28 protein-coding genes are annotated in these 23,094 nt (G+C 39.4%); 5 read left to right on the forward strand and 23 right to left on the reverse strand.

Translation table 11 applies throughout. The features are described 5' to 3' along the window. Positions 1 to 7: 7 nt before the first annotated feature. The 5 genes from MKX75_RS16735 to MKX75_RS16755 form a co-directional block, all read right to left on the reverse strand. On the reverse strand, positions 8 to 970 hold the full coding sequence (locus tag MKX75_RS16735; RefSeq protein ID WP_339166069.1) for an ABC transporter permease subunit: 963 nt from the start codon (positions 968 to 970) through the stop codon (positions 8 to 10). A 560-nt stretch (positions 971 to 1,530) separates the two neighbouring features. Further along, positions 1,531 to 2,322 (reverse strand): HAD family hydrolase, encoded by a 792-nt coding sequence (locus MKX75_RS16740; protein ID WP_339166071.1) that lies wholly within the window; start codon positions 2,320 to 2,322, stop codon positions 1,531 to 1,533. Positions 2,323 to 2,350: 28 nt separating this feature from the next. Continuing rightward, positions 2,351 to 2,860 carry a hypothetical protein gene (locus MKX75_RS16745; RefSeq protein WP_062834910.1) on the reverse strand — a complete coding sequence of 170 codons (510 nt, stop codon included), beginning with the start codon at positions 2,858 to 2,860 and terminating at the stop codon, positions 2,351 to 2,353. 125 nt (positions 2,861 to 2,985) lie between these two features. Then, the gene (locus tag MKX75_RS16750) at positions 2,986 to 3,195 is read right to left on the reverse strand and encodes a DUF896 domain-containing protein (RefSeq protein WP_017688036.1); all 210 of its coding nucleotides are present in this window, start codon (positions 3,193 to 3,195) and stop codon (positions 2,986 to 2,988) included. 95 nt (positions 3,196 to 3,290) lie between these two features. Continuing rightward, positions 3,291 to 3,668 carry a LysM peptidoglycan-binding domain-containing protein gene (locus MKX75_RS16755; RefSeq protein WP_145148427.1) on the reverse strand — a complete coding sequence of 126 codons (378 nt, stop codon included), beginning with the start codon at positions 3,666 to 3,668 and terminating at the stop codon, positions 3,291 to 3,293. A gap of 295 nt (positions 3,669 to 3,963) precedes the next feature. On the opposite strand from MKX75_RS16755, the gene lexA reads away from it, so the two are divergent. Further along, entirely contained in the window at positions 3,964 to 4,590 is a 627-nt protein-coding gene (lexA, locus tag MKX75_RS16760) for a transcriptional repressor LexA (RefSeq protein WP_017688034.1), read from the forward strand. Positions 4,591 to 4,700: 110 nt separating this feature from the next. Here the strand turns inward: lexA and MKX75_RS16765 are convergent, their stop codons facing one another. From MKX75_RS16765 to MKX75_RS16785, 5 genes are all read right to left on the reverse strand, one after another. Further along, the gene (locus MKX75_RS16765) at positions 4,701 to 6,002 is read right to left on the reverse strand and encodes an aldehyde dehydrogenase (protein ID WP_339166073.1); all 1,302 of its coding nucleotides are present in this window, start codon (positions 6,000 to 6,002) and stop codon (positions 4,701 to 4,703) included. Between the two features lie 928 nt (positions 6,003 to 6,930). Next, on the reverse strand, positions 6,931 to 7,266 hold the full coding sequence (locus tag MKX75_RS16770) for a YolD-like family protein (RefSeq protein WP_339166074.1): 336 nt from the start codon (positions 7,264 to 7,266) through the stop codon (positions 6,931 to 6,933). 13 nt (positions 7,267 to 7,279) lie between these two features. Next, positions 7,280 to 7,573, reverse strand: coding sequence for a hypothetical protein (locus MKX75_RS16775; protein WP_339166075.1), 294 nt, complete (start codon positions 7,571 to 7,573; stop codon positions 7,280 to 7,282). 171 nt (positions 7,574 to 7,744) lie between these two features. After that, positions 7,745 to 8,602 carry a hypothetical protein gene (locus tag MKX75_RS16780; protein ID WP_339166077.1) on the reverse strand — a complete coding sequence of 286 codons (858 nt, stop codon included), beginning with the start codon at positions 8,600 to 8,602 and terminating at the stop codon, positions 7,745 to 7,747. Between the two features lie 383 nt (positions 8,603 to 8,985). After that, positions 8,986 to 9,651 (reverse strand): hypothetical protein, encoded by a 666-nt coding sequence (locus MKX75_RS16785; protein ID WP_339166079.1) that lies wholly within the window; start codon positions 9,649 to 9,651, stop codon positions 8,986 to 8,988. A gap of 177 nt (positions 9,652 to 9,828) precedes the next feature. Here MKX75_RS16785 and MKX75_RS16790 point away from each other — a divergent pair, with 177 nt between their 5' ends. Both MKX75_RS16790 and MKX75_RS16795 read left to right on the forward strand, forming a co-directional pair. Beyond that, positions 9,829 to 10,536 (forward strand): hypothetical protein, encoded by a 708-nt coding sequence (locus MKX75_RS16790; protein ID WP_339166080.1) that lies wholly within the window; start codon positions 9,829 to 9,831, stop codon positions 10,534 to 10,536. Positions 10,537 to 10,554: 18 nt separating this feature from the next. Continuing rightward, positions 10,555 to 11,109, forward strand: coding sequence for a hypothetical protein (locus MKX75_RS16795; RefSeq protein ID WP_339166081.1), 555 nt, complete (start codon positions 10,555 to 10,557; stop codon positions 11,107 to 11,109). A 159-nt stretch (positions 11,110 to 11,268) separates the two neighbouring features. On the opposite strand, the gene MKX75_RS16800 is transcribed toward MKX75_RS16795, so the two are convergent. Beyond that, a complete protein-coding gene (locus MKX75_RS16800; RefSeq protein ID WP_339166083.1) occupies positions 11,269 to 12,534 on the reverse strand; it encodes a kelch repeat-containing protein in 1,266 nt (421 codons plus the stop codon). Between the two features lie 206 nt (positions 12,535 to 12,740). Here MKX75_RS16800 and MKX75_RS16805 point away from each other — a divergent pair, with 206 nt between their 5' ends. Then, positions 12,741 to 13,412, forward strand: a complete 672-nt coding sequence (locus tag MKX75_RS16805) for an SOS response-associated peptidase (RefSeq protein WP_339166084.1) — start codon at positions 12,741 to 12,743, stop codon at positions 13,410 to 13,412. Between the two features lie 303 nt (positions 13,413 to 13,715). Here the strand turns inward: MKX75_RS16805 and MKX75_RS16810 are convergent, their stop codons facing one another. The 9 genes from MKX75_RS16810 to MKX75_RS16850 form a co-directional block, all read right to left on the reverse strand. Beyond that, complete coding sequence (locus MKX75_RS16810; protein WP_339166085.1) at positions 13,716 to 13,907, reverse strand: hypothetical protein; 192 nt, start codon at positions 13,905 to 13,907, stop codon at positions 13,716 to 13,718. After that, positions 13,888 to 15,216: a hypothetical protein gene (locus tag MKX75_RS16815; protein ID WP_339166087.1), complete on the reverse strand. Its 1,329-nt coding sequence runs from the start codon at positions 15,214 to 15,216 to the stop codon at positions 13,888 to 13,890. Before MKX75_RS16815 ends, MKX75_RS16810 begins: the two co-directional genes overlap by 20 nt. Before the next feature lie 259 nt (positions 15,217 to 15,475). Further along, positions 15,476 to 16,327 (reverse strand): peptidoglycan recognition family protein, encoded by an 852-nt coding sequence (locus MKX75_RS16820; RefSeq protein WP_339166088.1) that lies wholly within the window; start codon positions 16,325 to 16,327, stop codon positions 15,476 to 15,478. A gap of 17 nt (positions 16,328 to 16,344) precedes the next feature. Beyond that, on the reverse strand, positions 16,345 to 16,614 hold the full coding sequence (locus tag MKX75_RS16825) for a phage holin family protein (protein WP_017688007.1): 270 nt from the start codon (positions 16,612 to 16,614) through the stop codon (positions 16,345 to 16,347). 3 nt (positions 16,615 to 16,617) lie between these two features. Then, positions 16,618 to 16,908, reverse strand: coding sequence for a hypothetical protein (locus MKX75_RS16830; RefSeq protein WP_124113795.1), 291 nt, complete (start codon positions 16,906 to 16,908; stop codon positions 16,618 to 16,620). A gap of 40 nt (positions 16,909 to 16,948) precedes the next feature. Further along, the gene (locus MKX75_RS16835; protein WP_339170502.1) at positions 16,949 to 17,140 is read right to left on the reverse strand and encodes a hypothetical protein; all 192 of its coding nucleotides are present in this window, start codon (positions 17,138 to 17,140) and stop codon (positions 16,949 to 16,951) included. Positions 17,141 to 17,307: 167 nt separating this feature from the next. Next, entirely contained in the window at positions 17,308 to 17,886 is a 579-nt protein-coding gene (locus MKX75_RS16840; RefSeq protein ID WP_339166089.1) for a stalk domain-containing protein, read from the reverse strand. Between the two features lie 43 nt (positions 17,887 to 17,929). Next, a complete protein-coding gene (locus MKX75_RS16845) occupies positions 17,930 to 20,152 on the reverse strand; it encodes a phage tail protein (protein ID WP_339166091.1) in 2,223 nt (740 codons plus the stop codon). Positions 20,153 to 20,164: 12 nt separating this feature from the next. Beyond that, positions 20,165 to 20,686, reverse strand: a complete 522-nt coding sequence (locus tag MKX75_RS16850; RefSeq protein WP_339166092.1) for a hypothetical protein — start codon at positions 20,684 to 20,686, stop codon at positions 20,165 to 20,167. Between the two features lie 148 nt (positions 20,687 to 20,834). Here MKX75_RS16850 and MKX75_RS16855 point away from each other — a divergent pair, with 148 nt between their 5' ends. Then, positions 20,835 to 21,536 carry a stalk domain-containing protein gene (locus MKX75_RS16855; RefSeq protein WP_339166094.1) on the forward strand — a complete coding sequence of 234 codons (702 nt, stop codon included), beginning with the start codon at positions 20,835 to 20,837 and terminating at the stop codon, positions 21,534 to 21,536. A 188-nt stretch (positions 21,537 to 21,724) separates the two neighbouring features. On the opposite strand, the gene MKX75_RS16860 is transcribed toward MKX75_RS16855, so the two are convergent. The 3 genes from MKX75_RS16860 to MKX75_RS16870 form a co-directional block, all read right to left on the reverse strand. Beyond that, the gene (locus tag MKX75_RS16860) at positions 21,725 to 22,510 is read right to left on the reverse strand and encodes a phage tail protein (RefSeq protein ID WP_339166096.1); all 786 of its coding nucleotides are present in this window, start codon (positions 22,508 to 22,510) and stop codon (positions 21,725 to 21,727) included. A gap of 106 nt (positions 22,511 to 22,616) precedes the next feature. After that, the gene (locus MKX75_RS16865; RefSeq protein ID WP_339166098.1) at positions 22,617 to 22,757 is read right to left on the reverse strand and encodes a hypothetical protein; all 141 of its coding nucleotides are present in this window, start codon (positions 22,755 to 22,757) and stop codon (positions 22,617 to 22,619) included. Positions 22,758 to 22,759: 2 nt separating this feature from the next. Further along, positions 22,760 to 23,089 (reverse strand): hypothetical protein, encoded by a 330-nt coding sequence (locus MKX75_RS16870; protein WP_339166099.1) that lies wholly within the window; start codon positions 23,087 to 23,089, stop codon positions 22,760 to 22,762. Positions 23,090 to 23,094 lie beyond the last annotated feature (5 nt).

Consider the following 23,094-nt stretch of genomic DNA (forward strand, 5'->3'; position numbering starts at 1 on the left):
TCCTCCTTTACCATAAGCTTCTTTGTGTCAGTCTGCGTGAAATGGCATTTACGGAGAACACCAGAATCAGACCGATCAGCGATTCGAACAAGCCAATTGCGGTAGCATAACTGAAGTTACTGGATTCCAGTCCGACCCGATACAGGTAAGTGGAGATCACATCAGATGTCTCGTAGATCAGCGGATTGTACAAGAGTAAGATTTTTTCAAATCCAACAGCCAGGAAATTACCCATGTTCAAGATCAACAACGTCACAATCGTTGGCAAGATTCCTGGAATCGTTACGTGAATCGTTTGCTTCCAGCGGTTGGCACCATCAATACGTGCAGCTTCATACAAAGAATCATCAATGGTTGTCAGTGCGGCGAGATACAGTATCGCTCCCCAACCCATACCCTGCCATACCTCTGACGTGATGTAGATTGTTCTGAACCACTCAGCCCGCTGCATAAAAGGTATATTGTCTCCGGTGAAAAAAGCCACCAGTCCATTAATGGAACCATTCACTGCTGTCAACTGCAGGATCATACCTGCAACGATAACGATGGACAGAAAGTGAGGCAGATAAGACGCGGTCTGTACAAACTTTTTGAATCGTTTACTCTTCACTTCGTTAAGCATCAAGGCAAAAATGATGGGAACCGGGAATGTAAAGAGCAACGCGAGTCCGCCCAACATCAGCGTATTACCGAATACTCTCCAGAAGGTAGGGTCTTCAATAAACATTTTGAAGTATCTTAACCCAACCCATGTTTCTCCAAATATACTGCCCCCCGGAACAAAACGTCTGAAGGCAATCACATTACCAATCATCGGTCCATATTTAAAAATAATGAGGTAGATGATGGGAAGGATTAATAGTGAATACAGCTGCCAGTCTTTGCGGAACAAGGTTCCTGCGGTTTGTAATCTGCTCTCTTTACGTAAAGATGTCATGGTTAGTGTTGTTTTAGCGGTTTCCGACTCCATGTTTTTTCACTCCGATCCAGGACTTGATAGGTAAAAACGAATTCATGTACAACTCCCATCGCTTCTTCTTTTTGTAGAAGACAACCAATCCCTCAACTTCACCCCCACTGCGAAATAGATAGTAGCTAAATGTAAGCGATGTCATTTTAATGTGTTATGTAGAATCACACAATCCAAAGTGCTTCACATCATTCATTAGCACTTAATAGGTGGTGTGATCTCCAAATCAAAAGAAGGTGTTCATAATAGGTGAAGCGCTTACAATATGTCTAAAATAATAATAAGCAACAACTCCTGCTTTCATTCAAATGAAGTAAGTCAAAAGAAATTGCTCTAGGACAATCTAAATACTAGTCATACTAGTATGTTAGTTATATTCTAATCCAGCTTCCTCCTAATTTCAATAACTTTTAGCAAATATAATTGTTATCTCATTTAACAAGGTCAATTAGCCAACCTGCCCAAATAAAAAAACATTGGTAACTTCACGAACGACATCATCGTTCATTGAAGCTTCCAATGTTTCAGGGTGCTGAGGAAAGATGTTATAGCTGATCTGCTCAGAAATTAGCTATAAGCTGATCCAGTTCAGATAAATGCGTTATTTCATGGTCAGGCGCATACGTTTCATTGTTGGTCTTATGCTCACGGTTAATCCATACGGATTGGATGCCAGATGATAAAGCACCACGAATATCAGTCGTCAACTTGTCTCCAACCATCATGCTCTCTTCAGGTTTAACACCCAGTTTACTCAAAGCATGTTCAAATATGGATGGATCCGGTTTTCCTTTTCCAAAGTTACCCGAGATAATAATCTCATCAAAGAAAGGAGTCAATTCAGGCACACCGTCCAACTTCTCTTGTTGCAAAGCAGGACAACCGTTCGTTAACAACAAAAGTTTGTAATCTCCTTGCAACTTACGCAAGGTATCCATCGTTTCTTCGTACACATGGGGTCTGGATCTCCGTTCTACTCCAAACTGTGAGGCAAGCTGTTCAGCAAGATCTTCCCGATCTACACCTAACTTCAACAAGCCACGACGCCAGGATTCTTTACGGTAAACAGGAGCAAGCTGTTCCAACTGACGGAACTCAGGTTGATCCCCACCAGTAAAGTTAGCCCATAGTCCTTCAAACGGATTGATTCCAATCATTTTGGTAAAAGGAAAGGTCTCATATGATTCATACAGTCCACGTGCCTCGTTACGAACGGCTTCTTCAAGTTCTTCCGGTTTAACCCCAGTCTCTTGCGCTGCGATTAGACAAGTCTCATGAAAAGCTTCTCGAACACTACGCTCATCCCATAATAAAGTATCATCTAGGTCGAACAAAATCGCTTTTAACGCCATTCCGATCATCTACCCCTTTATGCAATAATTACTTTTCGACGGTTTCCACGGTGATCTGGTGTGCTTTTGCAAACTTCAACAAACGTTCTGCAATCGCATCTGTATCGTAGCGGTTCAATAACTTGGTAAACACCCATCTTTTACCGCGACTGTTATGTTCAATAACGATTGTACCTGGTTCAATTCTGAATTTTACGATATCGTCAACGCCGATTGAACGTTCACGGTTACCCTTCGTCGTAATAATCCGATTACTGCTAATCTTGATGTACGGACGACGAAGCATGAAGATGACAGCTAAAAATACGTAAAGCAGCATGGTCACCCAGTCCCAAGTTGTCATTGGAGCTTGTACAAGGAATGTGCTCATAAACAGATACAAAAAGGCGAGACCGATCAAAAATATAGGGAACAACAGGCTGCGTCCTTTAAAGACTTCTTCACCTGGTGTACCTGTAATTGGTTGACCACTTTTTTTGCGTTGCTGATTTAACTGCTTGGAATTTTTCTTAACCGTTCTCTCGAACGAACGCGACATGAGAATCCCCCTTATGTGTCTTTGTATCGGCTTACATAACTGTAAACCAACATTTCCCCCTATAGATTGCACACTCAAAATAACAGGAAGAAACCTAAATATCATAAATGATATCATAGGTTTCGTTAGTGTTTGAGTTTGCCTTGGTGGCCTTTGTCATTCTCATCATCAACAATCTCAATGGTATCCAGTTGCTGTCTGAAATTGCTGCGAATATTACTCAAATAAATCTCTCTTAGTTCGGCACGTTCAGCAAGTTCTTCCTCTGACAAACCAGTGGACTTTTGCTTACGAGCCAATTCATTAATGCGTGCTACCAGACTATCTATATCCAAGCTTGTCCCCTCCAAAAATACAAAGTCATATTAACTTTGCCATGATAAAGGCAGCTTGTCAAGCTGACACGCACTAACACTCATTCATGTGCATTTTATTCTGCAAATTGCGGTAGAGCTAAAACTTGTCCCACTTGGATCGAAGTCGTCTGAAGTTGATTCACTTTCTTAATTGCTTCTATATAAATACGTGTATCCATATTCATCGGTTTATGTTCCAAAGAAATACTCCATAATGTTTCCCCTTGTGAAACGGCTATCTTTCCTCCAGGCAGAACATCATTCTCATTGCCAGCAAATACAGTTAAAACAGTGCTGCATCCAATAAATATAATCAAAGAAGTAATGGCTACCTTTAACATCCATGAAGAAATCTTGAAACGTGCTAAAACCTTCTTGTAGTTCCCTATGTTAGACTTCACCAGTTCCGAATTCATCGGTTCATAAATGCTTTGATAAGTAGAATATCTCATTAAATAGCCGCCTCCAAACGTTTGTTCCTATCTGTTGGAATCAATATAACACGAACACTTGTTTTGTTCAATAGGTTTTTAGAACAATTGTTCGCTTATTTTTCGAAGGAGAAATATCTGAATTGAAGTCATGTATAAAGCATTTGCAGTATTTTGCTCCGACTTTTGGACAAATTCTGTTCTAATAGTTAAAAAACACTGATTTAATGGCATTTTATTTAGAACTTATGTTTGTACGAACGGAGGTTCTATGTTATAATTTTCCCAAACGTTACTAAAATGGGGTTGATACGGTATGTCGAAGATATCCAGCAGGCAGCAGGCTATTCTGGAGTTTATACGAAATGAAGTCCGGTTGAAGGGGTATCCTCCTTCCGTACGAGAAATTGGTGAAGCGGTTGGACTGGCTTCCAGCTCAACAGTACATGGACATTTGGATCGTTTGGAGAAAAAAGGTTTGATCCGACGCGACCCTACCAAGCCAAGAGCTATTGAGCTTTTGAGCCAGGAAGAATCGGAGCACTCTCATCAATTTGCTCATAGCGTTGCACGTATTCCTGTCGTTGGTAAGGTTACAGCGGGTGTTCCGATTACTGCAACCGAGAACATTGAAGACTACTTCCCTCTTCCTACGCATTATGTAGGCGAACAGAAAGTATTTATGCTTTCGGTAGTCGGAGATAGTATGGTGGAAGCTGGAATCGTTAACGGAGATTATGTTATTGTCCGTCAACAGCAAACTGCTGATAACGGTGATATTGTAGTCGCAATGACTGAAGATGATGAAGCTACAGTGAAAACGTTCTATAAAGAGAAAGATCATATTCGCCTTCAACCGGAGAATGCGACCTTTGAACCTTTACGTTTGAAACATGTTAGTATTCTGGGTAAAGTCATCGGCCTTTTCCGAGATATTCATTAATATTTAACTTGAGTAACAAAATTAGATGCAATGCATGAAATACGAAAAGAGGTTGTCCTGATGAACAGGACAACCTCTTTTTTTCATGTTTATGTTATTTTATTGGCTAATTATTCACTGCGTTTCAGAACACTTTTGTGATGGGAAAATACATCAAAGCTCTGTTGTCCGTGATATGAGCCCATACCACTCTCTCCTACACCACCAAACGGGAGATAATGTGATGTCATATGAGAAAGTGTGTCATTAATACATCCCCCACCGAAGGATACTTGATTAAGAACCTGTTCCTGCAGTTGCTCATTCTGTGTGAAGAGATATAGCGCCAATGGTTTTGGCCGGCGTACAATCTCATCCAGCATCGGGTTGAGGTCATTGTACGTAAATACAGGAAGAATCGGACCGAATATCTCTTCTTGCATGACAGGTGATTCCCAGTTCACATTTCCAAGCACAGTCGGCTCAATAAGCAATTGCTCACGTACAGAACGTCCACCTAAGAGCGTTGTACCATCTGTGAGGAATTTCGATAACCGATCGAAGTTACGTGCGTTGACAATATGCGGGAAATCAGCGTTCTGGAGCACATCATCTCCAAATTTATCTTTGATCTCTGCGCCAATCAGATTGATCAATTCGTCATGAACTTGTTCATGTACAAGCAAATAATCTGGAGCAACGCAAGTTTGCCCAGCATTCAGGAACTTACCACGAACAATACGTTGGGCTACCAGCTTCAGATCTGCATCACTATGGACAATAGCAGGACTTTTACCGCCCAACTCAAGAGTTACAGGAGTCAGGTGCTCTGCAGCTGCCTTCATAACAATGCGGCCTATACCTGTACTGCCTGTGAAGAAAATATAATCAAACTTCTCTTTCAACAATGCTGTGCTAGCCTCAACTTCCCCTTCCATAACGGCAATATACTCCTGTGGGAAGATCTCCTGAATCAGATCAAACGTCAGACGAGACACGGCTGGTGTTAATTCAGATGGCTTGATAACTGCACAGTTACCGGCTGCAATTGCTCCAATCAGTGGACCGAAGGCCAGTTGGAAAGGATAGTTCCAAGGTGCAATAATAAGCGCCACTCCGTATGGTTCAGGGTAAATGGTGCTCACCCCATCCGGCATAGCCGAATTCGTTGGGACTTGTTTTGGTGCAGCCCATTCCTGCAGGTGTTCTAATGCGAAATCCAGCTCTCCCAGCACAATGCGAATCTCGGAACCGTAAGCTTCCGCCTCAGATTTGTTCAAATCTGCCCGAAGTGCATCTTGAATCCGTTGCTGATACTTTTCAATTCCCTTTCTAAGCTGTTGAAGCGCATTAATCCGATATTCGATATTTTTAGTTTGACCTGTATAAAAAAATGTACGTTGTTCTGTCACCAGTTGTTTTGCTTGATCCATATTAACATCTCCAATTAATTATTTAAAATTAAATTGCTCAAAATTTAATTAAAGTATACCTCTTTTATATGAAACTTTCAACATACAAATGAAACATTAATTTGAAAGTACTTGAAAGTTGGTGGAGTTCTGAGAGTGTGATTGTTAGTATGACTTTTATTATGATGGTTATCAGGTTCTCTTAATAGACTGCTATGTAAGTCTTTCGCTTTCGATTCTCGATAAAGTTTACTCCCCTTTAGAAAGAAATCTAACGATAGCCTCCCTTTGATAGGAAACAACAAGATAGGTGACACTCGTATTGCGCTATAACAAACATGCAGTGATACAATTCATTAAATACATAGCTTAAGTAACATATATAAAAAAACTCCCTTTATATTTAATGAAAAGAGAGTTTTTACGGTTTACGTTTAACTAAATCTACCTACTAGTCTACTATGTTATTTTGTTATACAAATGTAATACTTTGTTATGCACAGATAATTTATATTGGTTGCTGAAGAATGAATCGGGGGACATTTTGGGGGGATTTTGTGGGCACTTTGATTTTTCTTTAAATATATAGGTACTTGCCCACAAAAAGAAAAACCCCTCAGCGCTAGAGCGCCAAGGGATTGAGCTATTAGTACAAAGTAATATATTGATCGCGTTCCCATTGGTGGACTTGTGTGCGGTTTATGTGCGATAGCGTCATATGATTGTTTTCTTCAATATATACGCGCTAAATACGGAATATATTAAAAACATACGTTCGTAGATAATCATACCTTTTCACGATCTGGGGGACGTTTGGGGGATGATTTGGGGGACGCCCCCCAAGCTTCAAATGAGCTGTCAGTACAGTACTTTCGAAGCATTCTGGAACAATACTATATAATAGAAGAAAAAAACTGAGCCCTTGGGATAATCCCTTGGGCTCGATCAATTATAAACTTGCCTCAGCGATCTCTTCAATCTTGATCCAACTGTAATCCTCTTCACCTCTGACAAGCTTAATTCTTCTATTTGGCCTATCAATTGATGCAACAACACCTCTTATCTCCTCATCGTCAAAAGGATTAAACACCGTCAACGTAACCGACCTGCATTCCTTGTAAGACTCCATGATCAACTCTTCGATGAGCTGTACTTCCTGATCGTCCAGAATAGGCTTGCCACGTCTCTCTTGCACATTCATTTCATTGAGATATGCCTCCCGATGCTCAGGAAGGATTATGCGAGATCCTTCATAAATACCGTTACCCGACAATTTACTCGCCATAGTTCATTCCTCCTCAATATTCAGTCCAGTATTTAATGTTGCTTGCTCCGTTTAATGGCAGCGCTTCTTTAAACATTAGCTTTTCAGCTTCACGTTCCCAACCTTCGAGGATAACGATATTCGACGTGTCAGACCTATCTTCCCAATGTATGTATTCCGCAGCAACAAGAGCGTCCAGAGCAAGCATAACGTCTGGTTTATGCTTGCCTGTTTTGACAGTCAATTCATGGATTGTAGGAAACCTACGCCGTCCACCTTTGTAGTTATATAAGATCCGAAGGACCTTCCTTTGATAATCCGTTAACATGCAGCTCACCTCTTCAACATTATATGCGAACACACGTTCTTTTATCAACAACAAAAATACCTGGCCCTTAGACCAGGTATATCTAGTTTGTACTCAATCGGAGAGAGTTATACTATTGTCTTCATCTGTTCTGGTTTTCACTCTACCGAAAACGGTAAGCAGAAATACATTCTATTTCTTTCTCAAAATTGCAATCTTTGTTTCACCTTTACCGGCAAGAATGATTTCAAAATGTTTAAAAACCCATTCTGATTTATTCAGTTTTTTATTAATTTTGGAAAAAGTCGAATTTTCTCGATACCCATAGATTCTTGGATTCATTCTGAATAGATATTTAAGGGAAAATCCATAAGCATCAAATACTATATTCCCTCCTTTGTTAAGGATAAAATAGTATTCTTTAAGTAGTCTTTCTAAATCATTATCAGAATACCAAAGAGCACCTTTAATATCGAAAATTATATCTACTTTATCAATATTATTACCCTTGAGAAAATTCCGAGCATCCATAGCATTGTTATTCCCCAACAGATATGTAAAGTTATTTTCAGTTGTTAGATGATCATTAGGCGCAGTGATATCAGTTGCAACAACTATTGAATTCGGGTATCTTTTTGAAATGTCATATTCATATTTTCCTATGTTGGCTGAAGGACTAAAAATGATGCTCTTTTGAAAACTTACTCCCTTGGTTTGTAGATTATTGAGAATAGTATCTAACCAATGGATGCTTTTATTATAAAGATACGTGGGTTCATACCAGTCGCTCAATTCTCCTCCAAAAGAATATTTTAATTGAGTTTGTTTCCTACCTAAAAGCAAAATAATTAAAGCTAATATATAGGCGATCAGGTTAAATCCTGCTGCAGGAAATAAGATATATAATGGATACGTGGAGATCTGATAGTCCATTTTATACAAGCCATAAAATGATATTAATAATGATAATATCATCAGCGCCCATGCTATTTTTTTTAGAGAAACTATTCTTTTTTGTAACTTAGTACAAAACAAATACACATTAGTCAAATTAATTTTTGAAATGATAGATGCACCCCTTTTTTTGTTTATTAAGCTTCCATAGGATTATCTCAGAACTTCCCTATATAGTAAATAAGTATTATAATTATATAGATAAATAGACTCATATATGGAGGTTAAAATGATTAAGGACCTACTCATCGCTGAAAAAAAAGGTTACTCTGTTTGCTTAGTTTTTGAAGATAATACGAAGTACATAGGAAATGTTACAATGTCATCCGATAAAAAAAGAGTGAAAGTGAAGCACCAACAAGGTGTTGAATGGATTCCACTGAATGAAATATCCAGCTGCTCTCTCTCGATTCCGATAAACCCACCTACACAATGAGAGTAATTTAAAGCCACTCTTTTTTTCAGAGTGGCTTTAAATATCAAATACTTTCTGTCTTTTTCCCCTCTATGCTAGCTTTAATTTTATCATTTCCTATTTTTAATATAGAAATTACTAGATTAGTATTATACCCTAACAAAAATATAATTGACTGACTACCGGAGAAAGCAAGATTCCCATTCTCAAGTTTAAAAATTACTCCGATAAGTAAGATTGGAATAAAACAAGCCACTAAAAGTCTTGTCAAAATCTCACTAAACTTAACAAGATAATTTGTTATATAATAAAAAAGAACTCCCATAACACTCAATGTAAGATACTTAGCGTATAAAATTATGTTTTGTTCCATCGCATTAATTTCAACCCCGCCTAAGAAGTAAATACTATCTATACTGATATATAAAAATGAATATATCATCACTATAAATAAAAAACTATAGTAAATAAAATTATAAGTAACAGGCGAAACGAGCTTGCCATGTGCATTGCTTATCTTTAGCTTGTGATGTTTTAAAGACAACTCTATTTCATCCAACTCAAATTTCATCTTAATTAATTTATTTTGTTTTTTGGTATCATCAATTGAATTTATTTTCAAATAAAGTTTTTTACATTTTTTTATCAGTAAGACACCTATATCCTCATATTCATGTGCAGACTTACTGAAATCTATAACTCGCTTCAATAATTCTTCTTTGTTAACCAAATTACTTATCCTCTCTATTTCATATTTTTGGGTCTATATCGTTTTAATAATTCATCAGGTATCAAACCCTCTTTCTGTTAAAACCCCATAAAATAAGCTATTTTATCTAGAATAAAAGTCCTAGGTCTGATAGACTATGTTTTGTTGTTAATTATTACTATAACAGGAGGAAGAAGATTGAAAAAGCCTATTCAGAAAAAATGGTGGTTTTGGGTTATCGTTGTAATTATTGTGGGAGGTATCTTTGGCAACAAAGATGAGGAGAAAACTGAGAAAGAGGCAGTTGCGACAACCGAAGTATCCACTCCGGCTGAAACCAATCCAGAAACTGTAGTTGCTGAAAAATCTGCTACTAAGACCGAGGGAGTTAAGGTAGTAAAAGAGAACGTAAAGCAACAAGAGGAAAAGAAAGTAGAAATACCAGGAAGTTTAGGTATGACTCCAGAAGAGTTTCGAAAGTCATTCAACAAACGTGCCACGGAAATCGGTAACTCAAAATTGAAAATAGGAAAGAAACTTGAAGTGCAAACCGGAGCTGTTCAAGATGTATTTCAATACATGATTACCGACTACATAGGTATCACTGGATCGATTAACAAAGCCGATGGTTCTGTGCGAGATGTCACGATGATCGGTCAAGGCGACGGAACCGTGACATCTGGAGCAGACATTGTACTAGCTATGGGGTTGGTTATTCTTTCTGTTAATCCCGACCTTCCAGCAAGTTCTGTAGCGAATGTGCTTTCGGATATGAATATTTTGGACGAAGGCGTTGACTGGTCTACAGTTGATGAATCAACAGAAATAGATGGAATACGTTACAGTGTACTCGGTTCGGAAACGATCGGAATCATGTTTAGTGCTAGTGACGTAAATGATAAGTAATCTACAAAGGAGACTATTATGAAAAGAGTACTAGCTTTACTCTGTGCCGTAGCAATGTTTGGATTCATTTTTAATCCATCTTACGTTGATGCTGCTACAGTAAATCCAAAGACATTGTTAGAGAAGAAATTCCCTAGGGAGCGTGTAACAGTAAGTAAATCAGTAGACCTAAACGGAGACAATAAGAAAGAACACTTATTGATCACTAACTCAGGAAATTTTTATCTCATTAACTCTAAAGGAGTTATCGTACTTATAGATACAAATTATTACAATGAAGAAGAACCTACATTCCATATACTTAATATCTCATCAAAAGAGAAACATGTTGCTATAACATTAGACTACCTACCTTCTAATACTCAACTATTTGTTTTTAAATACCAGGATGGAACGCTAAAAAAGAAACTATCTATTATTGGAGATGTAAGTATTAGCATATCTAAATCAGGTGAGATTAGACAAGCGTGGAAGAATTATTTCCCTGAAGGAGGATGGGACACTGCTGTTGCTTATTTTAAGTGGAATAGCAAAAAGAATATATATGTAGGCTCAGGTGAATTATCACGTTAAAATCAGTCCTACTTAGAAGACCGGTCCCAGTTGGCTAGGCAGGCAAACAGGACAACTCAGGATTGCCCTCACACCTGTGTTTCACCCTCTATCATATGATGATAAGAAATAACACAAAAAGGCTACCACTAATGAATTGCGGAGCCTTTTTTGTGTTATTTAATATTCGCTTACTTCAAAAGTCAGAACACGATCAAATAGGATGTAGTCCTTGCGGCTCTTGAACGGACCTTTGTTATTGTCATGCTTATCAATCGCGTATGATGCTTTTCCGCTTCCTGCTTGTTTTGTTTCGTACCAATCAATGAAGCTGTTAACTTCTTGCATGCTCAAATCAAACTCCTTCTCAAGACCTGTAGTCATTGCAACTACTAAGATAGCTCGATTGACAGATGGCTGTTCTGGCTCGATTGGTTCTTCCGGTTCAACTGGATCTTTACCTTGAAACGAAAGCTTCTCTACTGTTTTCAGAGTGGTACTCCCATTATTTCCACCAATAATAAAAATCTCTCCGTTAACACTCGCTGCAGTACTTTGACTTCTTACAAATGTTAAAGCTGTAAATGACCTGACTTCATTGGTTTCAGGATTGTATACTTCTACTCGTGATTGAGGGGTAGTATTTTGAAGAGAGGTAGTATTTGCAAGTCCCCCTAGTACATAAATTTCCCCATTGTAGACGGTTGAGGCTGAACCGGCGGTAGCTGTTTGAAAGTTATTCTTTCGTGTCCAAGCGTCGTTAGCTACGTTGTATTCATAAATCGCTCCTGATATTCCGCTCGTAAAACTTGTTCCTCCACCATATGCATAAATTTTTCCGTTTACTGTAGTAGCACTCATGCCATTTACTGCTATAGGGAAATTTTTTAGAGTAGTCCACTTATCATTATTAATATCATAACGTTCCACTGTGGATACAATTTTCCCACTGTTATCTGCTCCACCCATAACATATATTATGCCATCTAAAACTGCTGCACCAGACCAAGATCTAGCTACCGTTAAACCTGAAACTGTTTCCCAACTATCCGTAAGTGTATCGTAAACTTCAACCTTATTCGTTCTATACGTAGCTTTGTTACTATCATAATATCCACCAATTACATAAACTTTTTTCTCATACACAACAGTAGACGCGGCGGCACGAGTTGTAGGCATATTAACTTTTTGAACCCATTTATTTGTTACAGGATCATATGCAAAGGTTGTGTTCTGCTTCGCTCCAGTAGCTGCTTGATCACTTGATGCTGAACCACCAAATACGTATATTATTCCATCCACTTCTGCCGTCGCTGCTCCAGTTCTTGCATCTGGTAAATCATTTACACTTACCCACTCATTTGTTTCTGCAGCCTTTGCATGGCCTGGAAATAAAATAATTAGGAAAATAGATAATGCTAACAAACTTTGTATTGCCCTCTTCATTTTCAACTCTCTCCTCTGTATGTAATATCAGAAGCTTATACTTTGGAATAGTTTATGTCTAAACATAAACTTGCTGATCTATAAAAATCATCTAATTTATTGCATTTTTATTTTATATTGGATGCCCATCTCCACAAATTACCCGTTTCTATTCTTAAATATTTGAGTAAAATTACTTAGTATAGAGTCTCAAAGGAGGCATTATCATGTGCGGAAGATTTACAATCACTGATCCCATAGAAGCTATAATGGACAGGTACTATGCATCTATTGCTGATGGTTTTGAGTACAAACCTAATTACAACGCAGCACCCATGCAGTACATTCCTACAATTATCAGCAGCAAAGAAGGTAATCGATTGGGTGCGCTCCGATGGGGACTCATTCCTTCATGGGCCAAGGATGACAAAATCGGTACCAAGATGATTAATGCCCGTGCTGAAACGTTAACTGAGAAGGCTTCCTTCAAGCGGCTGATCAGCTCCAAACGCTGTATCATCCCCACGAATGGATTTTATGAGTGGCGTAAGGAAGGAACGGAAAAGCAACCATTGCGAATTCTGATGAAGGATGACCGTTTATTCTCGCTTGCTGGCCTGTACGATACCTGGACAGATCCGGATGGAAACAAATTGAGTACGTGCACCATTATTACAACGCCACCAAATAGTCTTATGGAGGATATCCATAATCGTATGCCGGTCATCTTGCGACCTGAGGATGAGGCTGAGTGGCTTGGAAGAGATAATGATGATGTTCAGTCCCTGATTGGATTGCTTAAGCCATATCAAGCATCAGAAATGCGAGCTTACGAGGTGCCAAAGGAAGTCGGTAATGTGCGGAATAACAATGAGGAATTAATTAAAGAAGTAGGTTGAAAAACAAAAGAGCAGTGAGGTTATCCCTCCTGCTCTTTTGTATGTGCTCTGAATTCATACTGCTTTCGAAAGTATCTGCCACCCATAATCTTAATAGATGAATCACTGTATCCTTCAATCGGTCCGCCATAGTCAATGAGTTGTTCACGTTCTGAATGGATCTTCCAGAAGGATACACGTATCTGCGTTAAGGTACTATGAGAAAAGCCATATCTGTGGATAGTACTTTATATGTATGGTCCATGTTATAGTCACCGCATAACGAAGAAAAACTCTGCTTATCACAGAGCTTCTCTTTCAAAGTCATTTTTCACTTTTCTTGATATTTGAATTTTTCAGAATGTTCTTTATTGATTTATTCGCAATTATTTTGGCTAATTGCTTAGGATCAGTACCAATAACGTTTTTATCATTCCCTTTTTTATCAAAGTAACTGCTCTTTCTCCAAGAGGGAGAATTAGTTTGATTTCTTTCATTAGTCATTAAGATCGTCATTTAAATTCCTCCTAAAATAGTTGCTGAAGAAGTGTTGATTTAATGATGGATCAAAGTAGTGTTTTCTCTTTATCCATATAAATCCGTCACCTTTTGTTATCAGAGCAACATCCACTGGTCCTCCTACGGTTTCTGCAGCGGCACTAATTTTCCTTTTAAAAGAAGTTATATTCACCAAAGTTTCAGCAATGGAAGCAAGTTCTTCTTTGGGTAATATCTCAATTGTATTATATATCGGATAAACGTGATTGTTAAATAAATATTTTTGAGTTTCATTTTTATGTGCTTCAAACAGTTGATTGCTTATTTCCGTAAAACTATCTAATAATTTATCACTTACTTCTGAATCTAGTTGTAAATTATCCTTCAATATACTAATCAACTCTCTAGGATACTGATCAAACACCTGTGCAAGAAATTTTTTTGAAAAACGATCATACTCAAGATCGACACCACTTAAAATTGTGTACACCATGTCATCTTGAGCAAAAGGTATAACAGCCCCCTGATTTTCATTAGATATTTCCACGTTTTTTTCTTTGTCGTATCTGTATTTTAGTTTCTTTTCAACCATACCTTCAACAAGATAAGAATACATTGAAGGGAAAGTTTCTAATTCACCAAAGCCAGCTATTACGATTCCCGAATAATCTTGAATAAAAATATCTTTGCACAAGTACAAAGCAGTCATCATTTTCAAAGTATCTTTATTCCCGTTATTTAAAGGTAAATTTAAGAATAAACCTTCAACGATATCATCCAGTAGCTGCTCCTTTTGATGAAGAATCTCAGCTACATCATCATGATCAAAATTATTCAAATAATCTTGTGCAGATATCTCCTCATACTTCTCCATTACAAATTCATCAGTAAACCTGAGAACATCCTCAGGATCAACCTCTTCCTCACCTTCAAAATTCACATCTAAACCTTGAGCTAATTCTAAACTAATTTGTCTTAAGAAGTTTAAAATCACATTTTCCATCCCAGCATTAACAGTATTCTCTCCAAATAAATAATTATCCTCTTCCTGAAGAAAATTAAATAGGTCTTCAGCGTATTCCTCTGTTGTATCAAACACCTTACCATCTAACACTTTTCTATATACTTTAATAATTGTTTCCCAAGGAACTCCAGATAGTTCGGCATTACCGTATACCATTATTCCAATCGGATGATACTTAGAAAGATAAAAGAGCTTATTAGCATAGTTATAGATTTTTTCTCCTCTACGGTTTGTTATCGTAACTGCGCTGTCTGCCGCCAAAGCAACTGCTGTTTTGTTTAAGATTCCTATCTCCGCGGTCATAATCCTAAAGCCCCTTTTCGTTAAATATTTCGTAGTTCTTGAGGATCATAATACGACAACGTTCAACCATATTCCTTCTTGTAATGGTTAAATTTGTTTTTATTGTACAGTATCTATTTGGTTATATAGTATAGTACATATATAATAGTGAGCTGTTTCACGTCTTTTATCTGTAAGTCTTATTCATTTTGTTTTTCTGAATTGTAATGATCACAGCCCCACCTATGTTGTTAGAGGCTGTGATCATACAACTGAGTTTTTAAGAGTGAATCTTAATTCCATTCTCTTTTCGGTAAATAATCACAAGTTGGCGCCAAAACTCATAACTACCAGTCTTGTCAGCTATATATTGGCTATAGTAATCATAAGCTTCTTCTGCCCATTTAGGACATTCCATGTTCTCCTTTGCCTTCTGAGCTGCGATCCACTTAGCCTGAGATTCAACAGTTGCCTTCAGTTCATCCATTTGTTTCTTTTCTTCTGGTGTCATTGGATCACCGTCCCCTTCTGTAATTCTCTTTAGTTCAGCTTTGAGAGCTGGAATGAATCCTCGCTCAGCAGCAGACCGCGTATTCCCATCACCAAAGAAATTAGTTCCCGGACAAGTCTTGCTGGACTCACCTCGTTCATAGTCTCCTAACCATGCTCCGGATGAGGTATACCAGGCATGATACACGATATGTGATGTATCGATAGGTATGTTTAGCTTGAGCGCAAGACAGGCGTATAGGTGGACTACAGCTTGTTTCTGAATTGCTGCCATCGTGTCTCCACCTTGATCAAAGTTTCCGATAATCTCTATACACAAAGCGCCTGTGTTCGCTCCCTTGATTCCAGCAGGCGTTTTATTGAGATCCCGATCTAAACTGATTGCGATACGTCCATCCTCAAGTACAGTTATGTTCTGCCCTGTACCGGCCCATCCCTGAGATAAATGGAAAGTCCTCATTCCCTCAAGACATTTCCATACATCTTGTTTCGCTACTCCATTGACCACCTGACGAGTAGTGTAGTTGGGTGCAGCAGTATGATGGACCTGGAGCTTGTTTATGCTTCTTTTTATCTTCTGTTTGTCGAGCCACCCTTTTAATTCGGATGGCTCTAGCAGCAAGAAACTCCCCTTTGAGATCATGACTGTTCAGTTCCTTTCTTCGCTTGCTTAATCACCTGGTTACCGAACACCGCAAACGCTCCAACCAATATTCCCTGGATAAGCGATTCAGGAGACCAGCCAAGAGTCCAACTGGTAATAACAATGGCGAATGCAGTGACGATGAAAACAATAGTCCAGTCCGGAATCTTTGGGATACGTTTTATGCCAATACCAAGGACCCAGCATGCAGCCAATACAATAAATAACTTAGGATCAATAAGTGAAAATACAGTACTCCAGTCCATATCCTATACGCCTCCAATATCTTCTTTTCGGTCAATCCGCTTATGGGCCTGCTTGGCCGACTCTTCGACCCGCGTCACCCGCTCTGACAGTGCATCTACACGCTGGGCCTGAACCCTTTGCTCAAGTCGAATATCATCCACTCCGCGCTTTATGTAATCTACATCTGCGCGTTGCAAGGCATCAGCTCCTGCTTCTTGGATAATGTCTTGCCTAAAAGATCTAGTGCGTCCCGACCACCCCAAGATAAGACCACTAATTGCTGCGACTACACTGATTAATACAGTCCATTCCATCCCGCTCCCCCGTCTCTCTGTTCAGGAAATGTTTCCTGCCCTATTCAACAACTGATTTATCCTTTTGTTCTTGAATCTCAATTGCTGCCAGTACATTCCCAATCTCCAAATCTAAAGCAGTCAAAATCTCTTTTTGATTAAGTGGATGCGAGCTAAGAACCGCAGAGATTACCTGGGTCAATTCTTCAACCGGTTTATTCAAATCCAGTTCAACTTGGAGTGTATGTGTCATCTTTGCCAAGACCTTTCCTCCTCTCTATACGAAAATAAGCCCCTTCCAATTAAGGAATAGGGCTTCATGGATTTATTATCTTTTATCTTTGTTTCGGAGTGGCTACGGATTTACAAGTTCCCAAATAAAAAAAGAGTCCGTAAATAACGGACCCTCAGAGACTTATTCTATTTAGCAGTAAGTAATGCTTCATCAATTAGTTTTAGTTCTGCTTCATACTTAGCTATTTCAGCATCATATTCAGCAACTCTTTTCTCAGCTTGTTCAATAATTGATGGATCTCCTGTCTTTTTAGCCTCTTCTAATCCTTTTGCTAATTGTTCTCTACCCGCTATAGTTGGCGTGAGAATGTTATCCACTGTACTTTTCCTTAAATCTTGCAAACTTGATCTAGAATAGCCGATATACTTGTTACTTGAGGGTGAAGTATCAATGGTCGTAGTACCTGAACCAGACACTTTCGAATCTTCACCTTCAGATGTAATGGTTATAGTCTTTCCGCTCACTGAAACATCAGCTCCTAATGCTTCAGACAGGGCACGCGCTGGAACGTTCGCTTTGCTGTCAATGACAGCTCCCTTGTCCGATAATTTTTTGCCATCAACTACAATTGTATATTCACCAGTTACCTTTTTGCCGACCATACTTTTAACCGCATCAGCAAACGATCCTGCCGGTGTCGAAAAAACTATGCCGATAATGATACCACCAGCAATATATGCAACTTTGTGTGCAAACTTCTTCATGTCTATACCTCCGCAATTGGTTCTATTTTCCTATTATGATACATTACGGAGTCGATGTTGTGAAGGTTCCACCACCAGTATTTGGATTGTTTGCATTATTACCATGATTGTGATGAGCAGTAGTTACACTGTGTCTGTGGTTGTTGTAGGCCGCCTGCAAAGAATCAATCTTTGTTTGAAGAGAATTCAGCATTGTTTGAAGGCCGGAAATATCTGTGATGTTTAAACCATAAACTGCTCCACTTCTTAAATAAGCCGCACCACCAAATGTAGTCGCTCCCTGCAAACGAATAGGATTTCCTGTATTGTTTGATCCGAGCCAAAGATCATTACTGAAGATGGTTAACTGGCCTGAGTTCTGATATGAATTGATCTCCCCGGCGAACGCTCCTCCTGATCCAAAGAAAGACATCGCTGCTATACCATTATCAGAATCAGTGTTAATTCGAATTCGGTTGTTGTTGTTGGAATCGTAGGTTCGGAATCCGTTGTTATCAAGCTCTACTCTACGACCTGTTGCTGCCGTACGTATTAATGACCCCGTAATCGTTCCACCAGTTATACTTGTTCCTGAAATTGCAGAGGCGGTTATTGATCCCGAGAAGTTTGCTCCTACAGCCGACATGATTCCTCCAGATGTAACGGTAAACATTCCGTTCCCCACATTTATAGATGAACCAACGATGGCTCCATTTTTAAAGTTGGAGTATTCAATGTTTGCGTAATTCGCTGTTAAGCTATTTGCAATTAAATCACCCTTCATATTTAAACGGAAAGGTGCACTATTAAATGAGGAAGCTCCTGCTGCAATACCGTTTGTATTGATTTGTACAATGTCCTCACCATTACCAATCAGCATGGAGACAAAGTTACCAAGTTGTCCTATAACTTGCTCTGCTACTACACCTCTGGCTGTAATGGCAGCGCGTATTGATTGCCAACCATCTGTAGATATCCCAATCCCTTTTGACGTCAGTCTGACTTGTTCCAGTGGATTCGTTTTTTCTTGAGCCAGTATCCCGCCTTCCGGTGGATAGATCAGCTCGGTTTTACTGTTATTAATATCAATGACCGCTTGCTTGGCGAATGATTCAAAAACATCCGTCCGGATCTTTCCGTTTGAAAATAGGTTGTTGGTGATATTTTTGTTTCGCTCCAAATCGCTGATAATATCATCGTAATCTCTTAGATTGATATTGGAGATCGTCGGTTCAGCATGCTTGTCTAAACTGTATGGGTACTCAGTGAGTTCGGTGATGCGAGCTTTCAATCGGTTCATGCCCATATCTGGATCGATACACATGACATCATCACCCAAATGAGGCTTGGGTTCTGTGTGGTCGATTTTAAACAAGTCTGCGGTGGAAATGGTAGCCTCCAAAGAAACGACTTCCTGCTCAAGCAGCGCCTTACGTGTAGCCTTCAGCAAGTCCTCTGCTTCCTCAATATCCTGCTCAATGATTTCACCATCATAAAATGGAACCGAATCACTCGCCCAGTACTGTGCAAAAGGAGATATGAGATAATTGACCGCCAGCTTTCCATTCACAATTGTTCCAGGTACGCTTGCTAGTAAACTGCTCTCCAAGTCAGTCAATAAGGAAGCATCCATACCGATAAACGTCCGACCATCTTTCATCTGAGCAAACATCCGGGTAACAAGGGATTCGCCTTTGTCTTTGAAGGAGCTGGATACGATATTCTTTTTAAGCCGGTACTGCAAGCCATGGTCAGATCCGATTCTCTTCTTGAGATTAATAACGAAATTATCCGGCTCTACCTCGCATTCATACATCTCTATGATTCGGTTTAGGGCTTCAAGACATGTTCCTCTTCCAAAATCCTTAACGTCATGAAGATCAAACGTATCGTGGATAACAAATGTGAATCTCCCACCAGTGGCTTTTGTAATCAATTCTGTCAGTTCGTTGAGATGTACGCCATAAGCTTCATCAATATATGACGAGTACGGGAATTTGAAATCATTCAGCTTGAACATAACATGGTTGCAATAGATTGAAGCCATAAGCTTACGACCTTCACGGGACCGACTCCGGGACTGAATTACATAAAATTGGCCACGCTCATCTTGAACGTGGCCTTTAATTGCTATTTTCTCGCGGTAATCATCTGAGGTCATGGGAACCATAAATGTTACCTCGTAATCACTGTTAATACGTCTTCTTCGTTGTATATCTGAACTATCAACCAACGTACCTACGCGCCGGATGTTCTTGTCAAATACTTTCATTGTTGGATTAGGCATATCACACCTCGATTAATAAAGGAATTTGTCTCTATGTGTAACACGGATCAGAACGTTTCTACCTGTTTCAGGGTCTGTCCATGTGAGATTGTTTTCTCCAAGGTTTAAATCAAAGAAATCACCTTCGAGCAAGTGCGAAGCATTCACTCCATTTTGCGTGATCTTATACGTATTGGCATCAATGATAACTTGATCACCTGGTTTGAATGGCCCGGTGAATTCAAGAAACTCCACATGGTACCGACTGCCTTTGGCGACTGCCCCAAAACCAACATCCATTACAGCCCGTTTGGTAATCTCACGGACAAAATCCGTCTTAGTTCCGGCAGCTACATTCATAACGGCCGCAAATGAGATTTCACGAACGAACGTTGCCTCAGCTCCCGCACTGACATCCATAACCGCCGAACCCGTCATTTCCATCGTTGCAGCAGCTACAGCAGATCCTGATAAGTCAGCAACTGCCCGGCCAAAGACGAATACGGATATTTGGCGGTTAAAGGCCATACGGTTGAATGCTCCTCGATTAAACACAGTCTTACCTCCTTCCATCCCCCAACCATACGGGAACAAATCAATATAAACTATTATGAAACTCCATCCTGTTGCCATCATGCTATAAACTTTTTCCAGTGTTTACCGAAATAAAGTGTATAGCCCATTGATAAAGGAGAATTACACTTTGAAAAAATCATTAGTTAAAACTGCTGTCACGCTTGGCATTGGCATGATGATCGGATCAGCGACTCTTGCCGCAGCTGCTCCATCTACGGTTCAAGCCGTGTTGACCAAATTTTCATTTGCCATTGATGGCAAGGTACAGAATTTACAATCAGATACACTAGTTTATAACGGAAAAACATACTTACCTATTCGTGAAGTTGCAGAAATGACTGGGTACAAACTATTCTATGACAAAGAGAAAAAGAAAATTGAGTTCGAAACTAAAGGGGAATCGTTTTTGAACAATTCAAACACTTCACCTAGCACTACAAACCAAACACAAAATAAGATTTACAATGTAGGTGATGTTATCAAAACAGCCAACTTCGACATCAAAGTCACAGGAGTTAGATATGACAATAAATTAAATAACTTCCCTGCCAATGAAGGTACTACATACGCAATTGTAGAATTTGATGTGTTAGTAAAAAAAGAACCGGCAACTTATCCGAAATGGAATTCTATCGATTTTATTGATATCTATACTTTGGATACTGGAGCCGAGTATATGGGTGGAACAATGTCTTCAGGAAATATTACCGTAAATGAATGGTCAAGTGTCGCCGTTGGTAAGATGATTAAGCCAGGCGTAAAAGTTTCTGATGTTAAAATTGCTGATCCAATACTACGCGACAGAAACTACTACACTGTGAAATTCTGATGATCTCAGCGCCTTTTACTTAGCAAAAATTGTGCACATATAAGAACAACACCCCAGTTATAATACTGGGGTTTTTGTAATTTTTGAGAACTACCCTGACCACTCCAGAGGGCATAATAAAAGCTCAATCAATTTGATTCGGTTTCTTCTGTAATGTCTTCGTATTTCTTTATAAATTCATCAACTTGTTATACTGAACACGTCCAGTATATTCTCGGAATAAAAGAACCTCCACTAAGATCAACAGCACCGCCCGATAAGCTTCCCTTAATTTTGTATGTGACCCTGTATATACTACCCGTCTTGCTAATCGTTCCTGTTACTGAAACATCTCTGTTTGTACCAGAACAATATAAATATGGTGTTAAGTTTTTCGCCGATTTCATATCATGTGATGTATAGTACATTTGACCGCTCGGATATTGACGGAACACTGCTGCCCCAGACCAAGCAATAGGAGTGTAGCCCGCAGGAAGGTCAATGATTCGAGTATACTCAGCATCTGACTGGTCAACGCCTATCATATGTTCCACTATTACAACATTTGCAGCATTTTTTATTGTCTTCTGTTTCAGAAATATTGTATCCCAACTATCTGATGTGGACGCCGATACTCCTAAGGCAATGAGAGCGTCCACCGCTTGTTGCTTTCGCTCATTGCCAGCCTGAAAAGCCTGTTCAGCTTTTAAGTTTGCAGCATTAGCGACTACGGATATTGCTTTTACTGCCTTTGGTGTTGCTGCCTCCGTTTCGCTGTCCGATCCAGTAGCATTGGAGAGCTGCACAATCCCCTTTTCTGTAAGGGATGCATCTGGAACATCAATCTCGTCAACCAATTGACGAAGTTCTTCTAAATCTTCCCGCGTTGCAACTCCTTCATCAATCTTCTCAATGATGGCATTAATACCAACTCTGCTTACACCTTCATTTCCCAATGGTAAGGGAAGCTTCAAGCGATTCGTTTCAATAGGCATGTTTAACTCCTCCATTTCGTTGTTAGTAGGTCTATACGATATGGTTCAAATGAAGTTAAATAGTCTGAAAAAGATATAAAAATAGCGTGCCACTTGGGTACGCTGGTTAAGCTACTGTTCCGTTGACCACATCAGTTACGACAGTTTTCAAGTTAAACAATGTCGGCACCTGGTTAAGCTCATAAGATCCAGTCATCACAAGACTGACCCACACTTTAACCAAACCACTATCCTTTGTAAATGTCATAGTTACTCACCTCCCCCCATGACTGCTGCAAGAACTAAACTCAATTCCGAAACAGCCTGTCTCAGTTCGGCATTCTCTTGGGCAAGCTGGCTTTGTGCCGCTGTAAGCCGTTGTTCCAACTCCACGTAATCAGCCGGACGACTGGCCTTGTCTGCTTCATCCTTGAGGACCTGATCCAGAACCGGCACGCCATCTTGTAAACGGTAATAGCCTGCGTTAATGCCAGTAGGCAAAAATGTTTTCTCAAGTTCTACCTCCGTGTATCCTTTATGAGGATAGGTGATTACATCACGTATAATGTCACCGTCCAACTGCAAATAAAATTTAGGCATATTAT

Source organism: Paenibacillus sp. FSL R5-0341, assembly GCF_037975235.1.
GTDB lineage: Bacteria > Bacillota > Bacilli > Paenibacillales > Paenibacillaceae > Paenibacillus > Paenibacillus amylolyticus_A.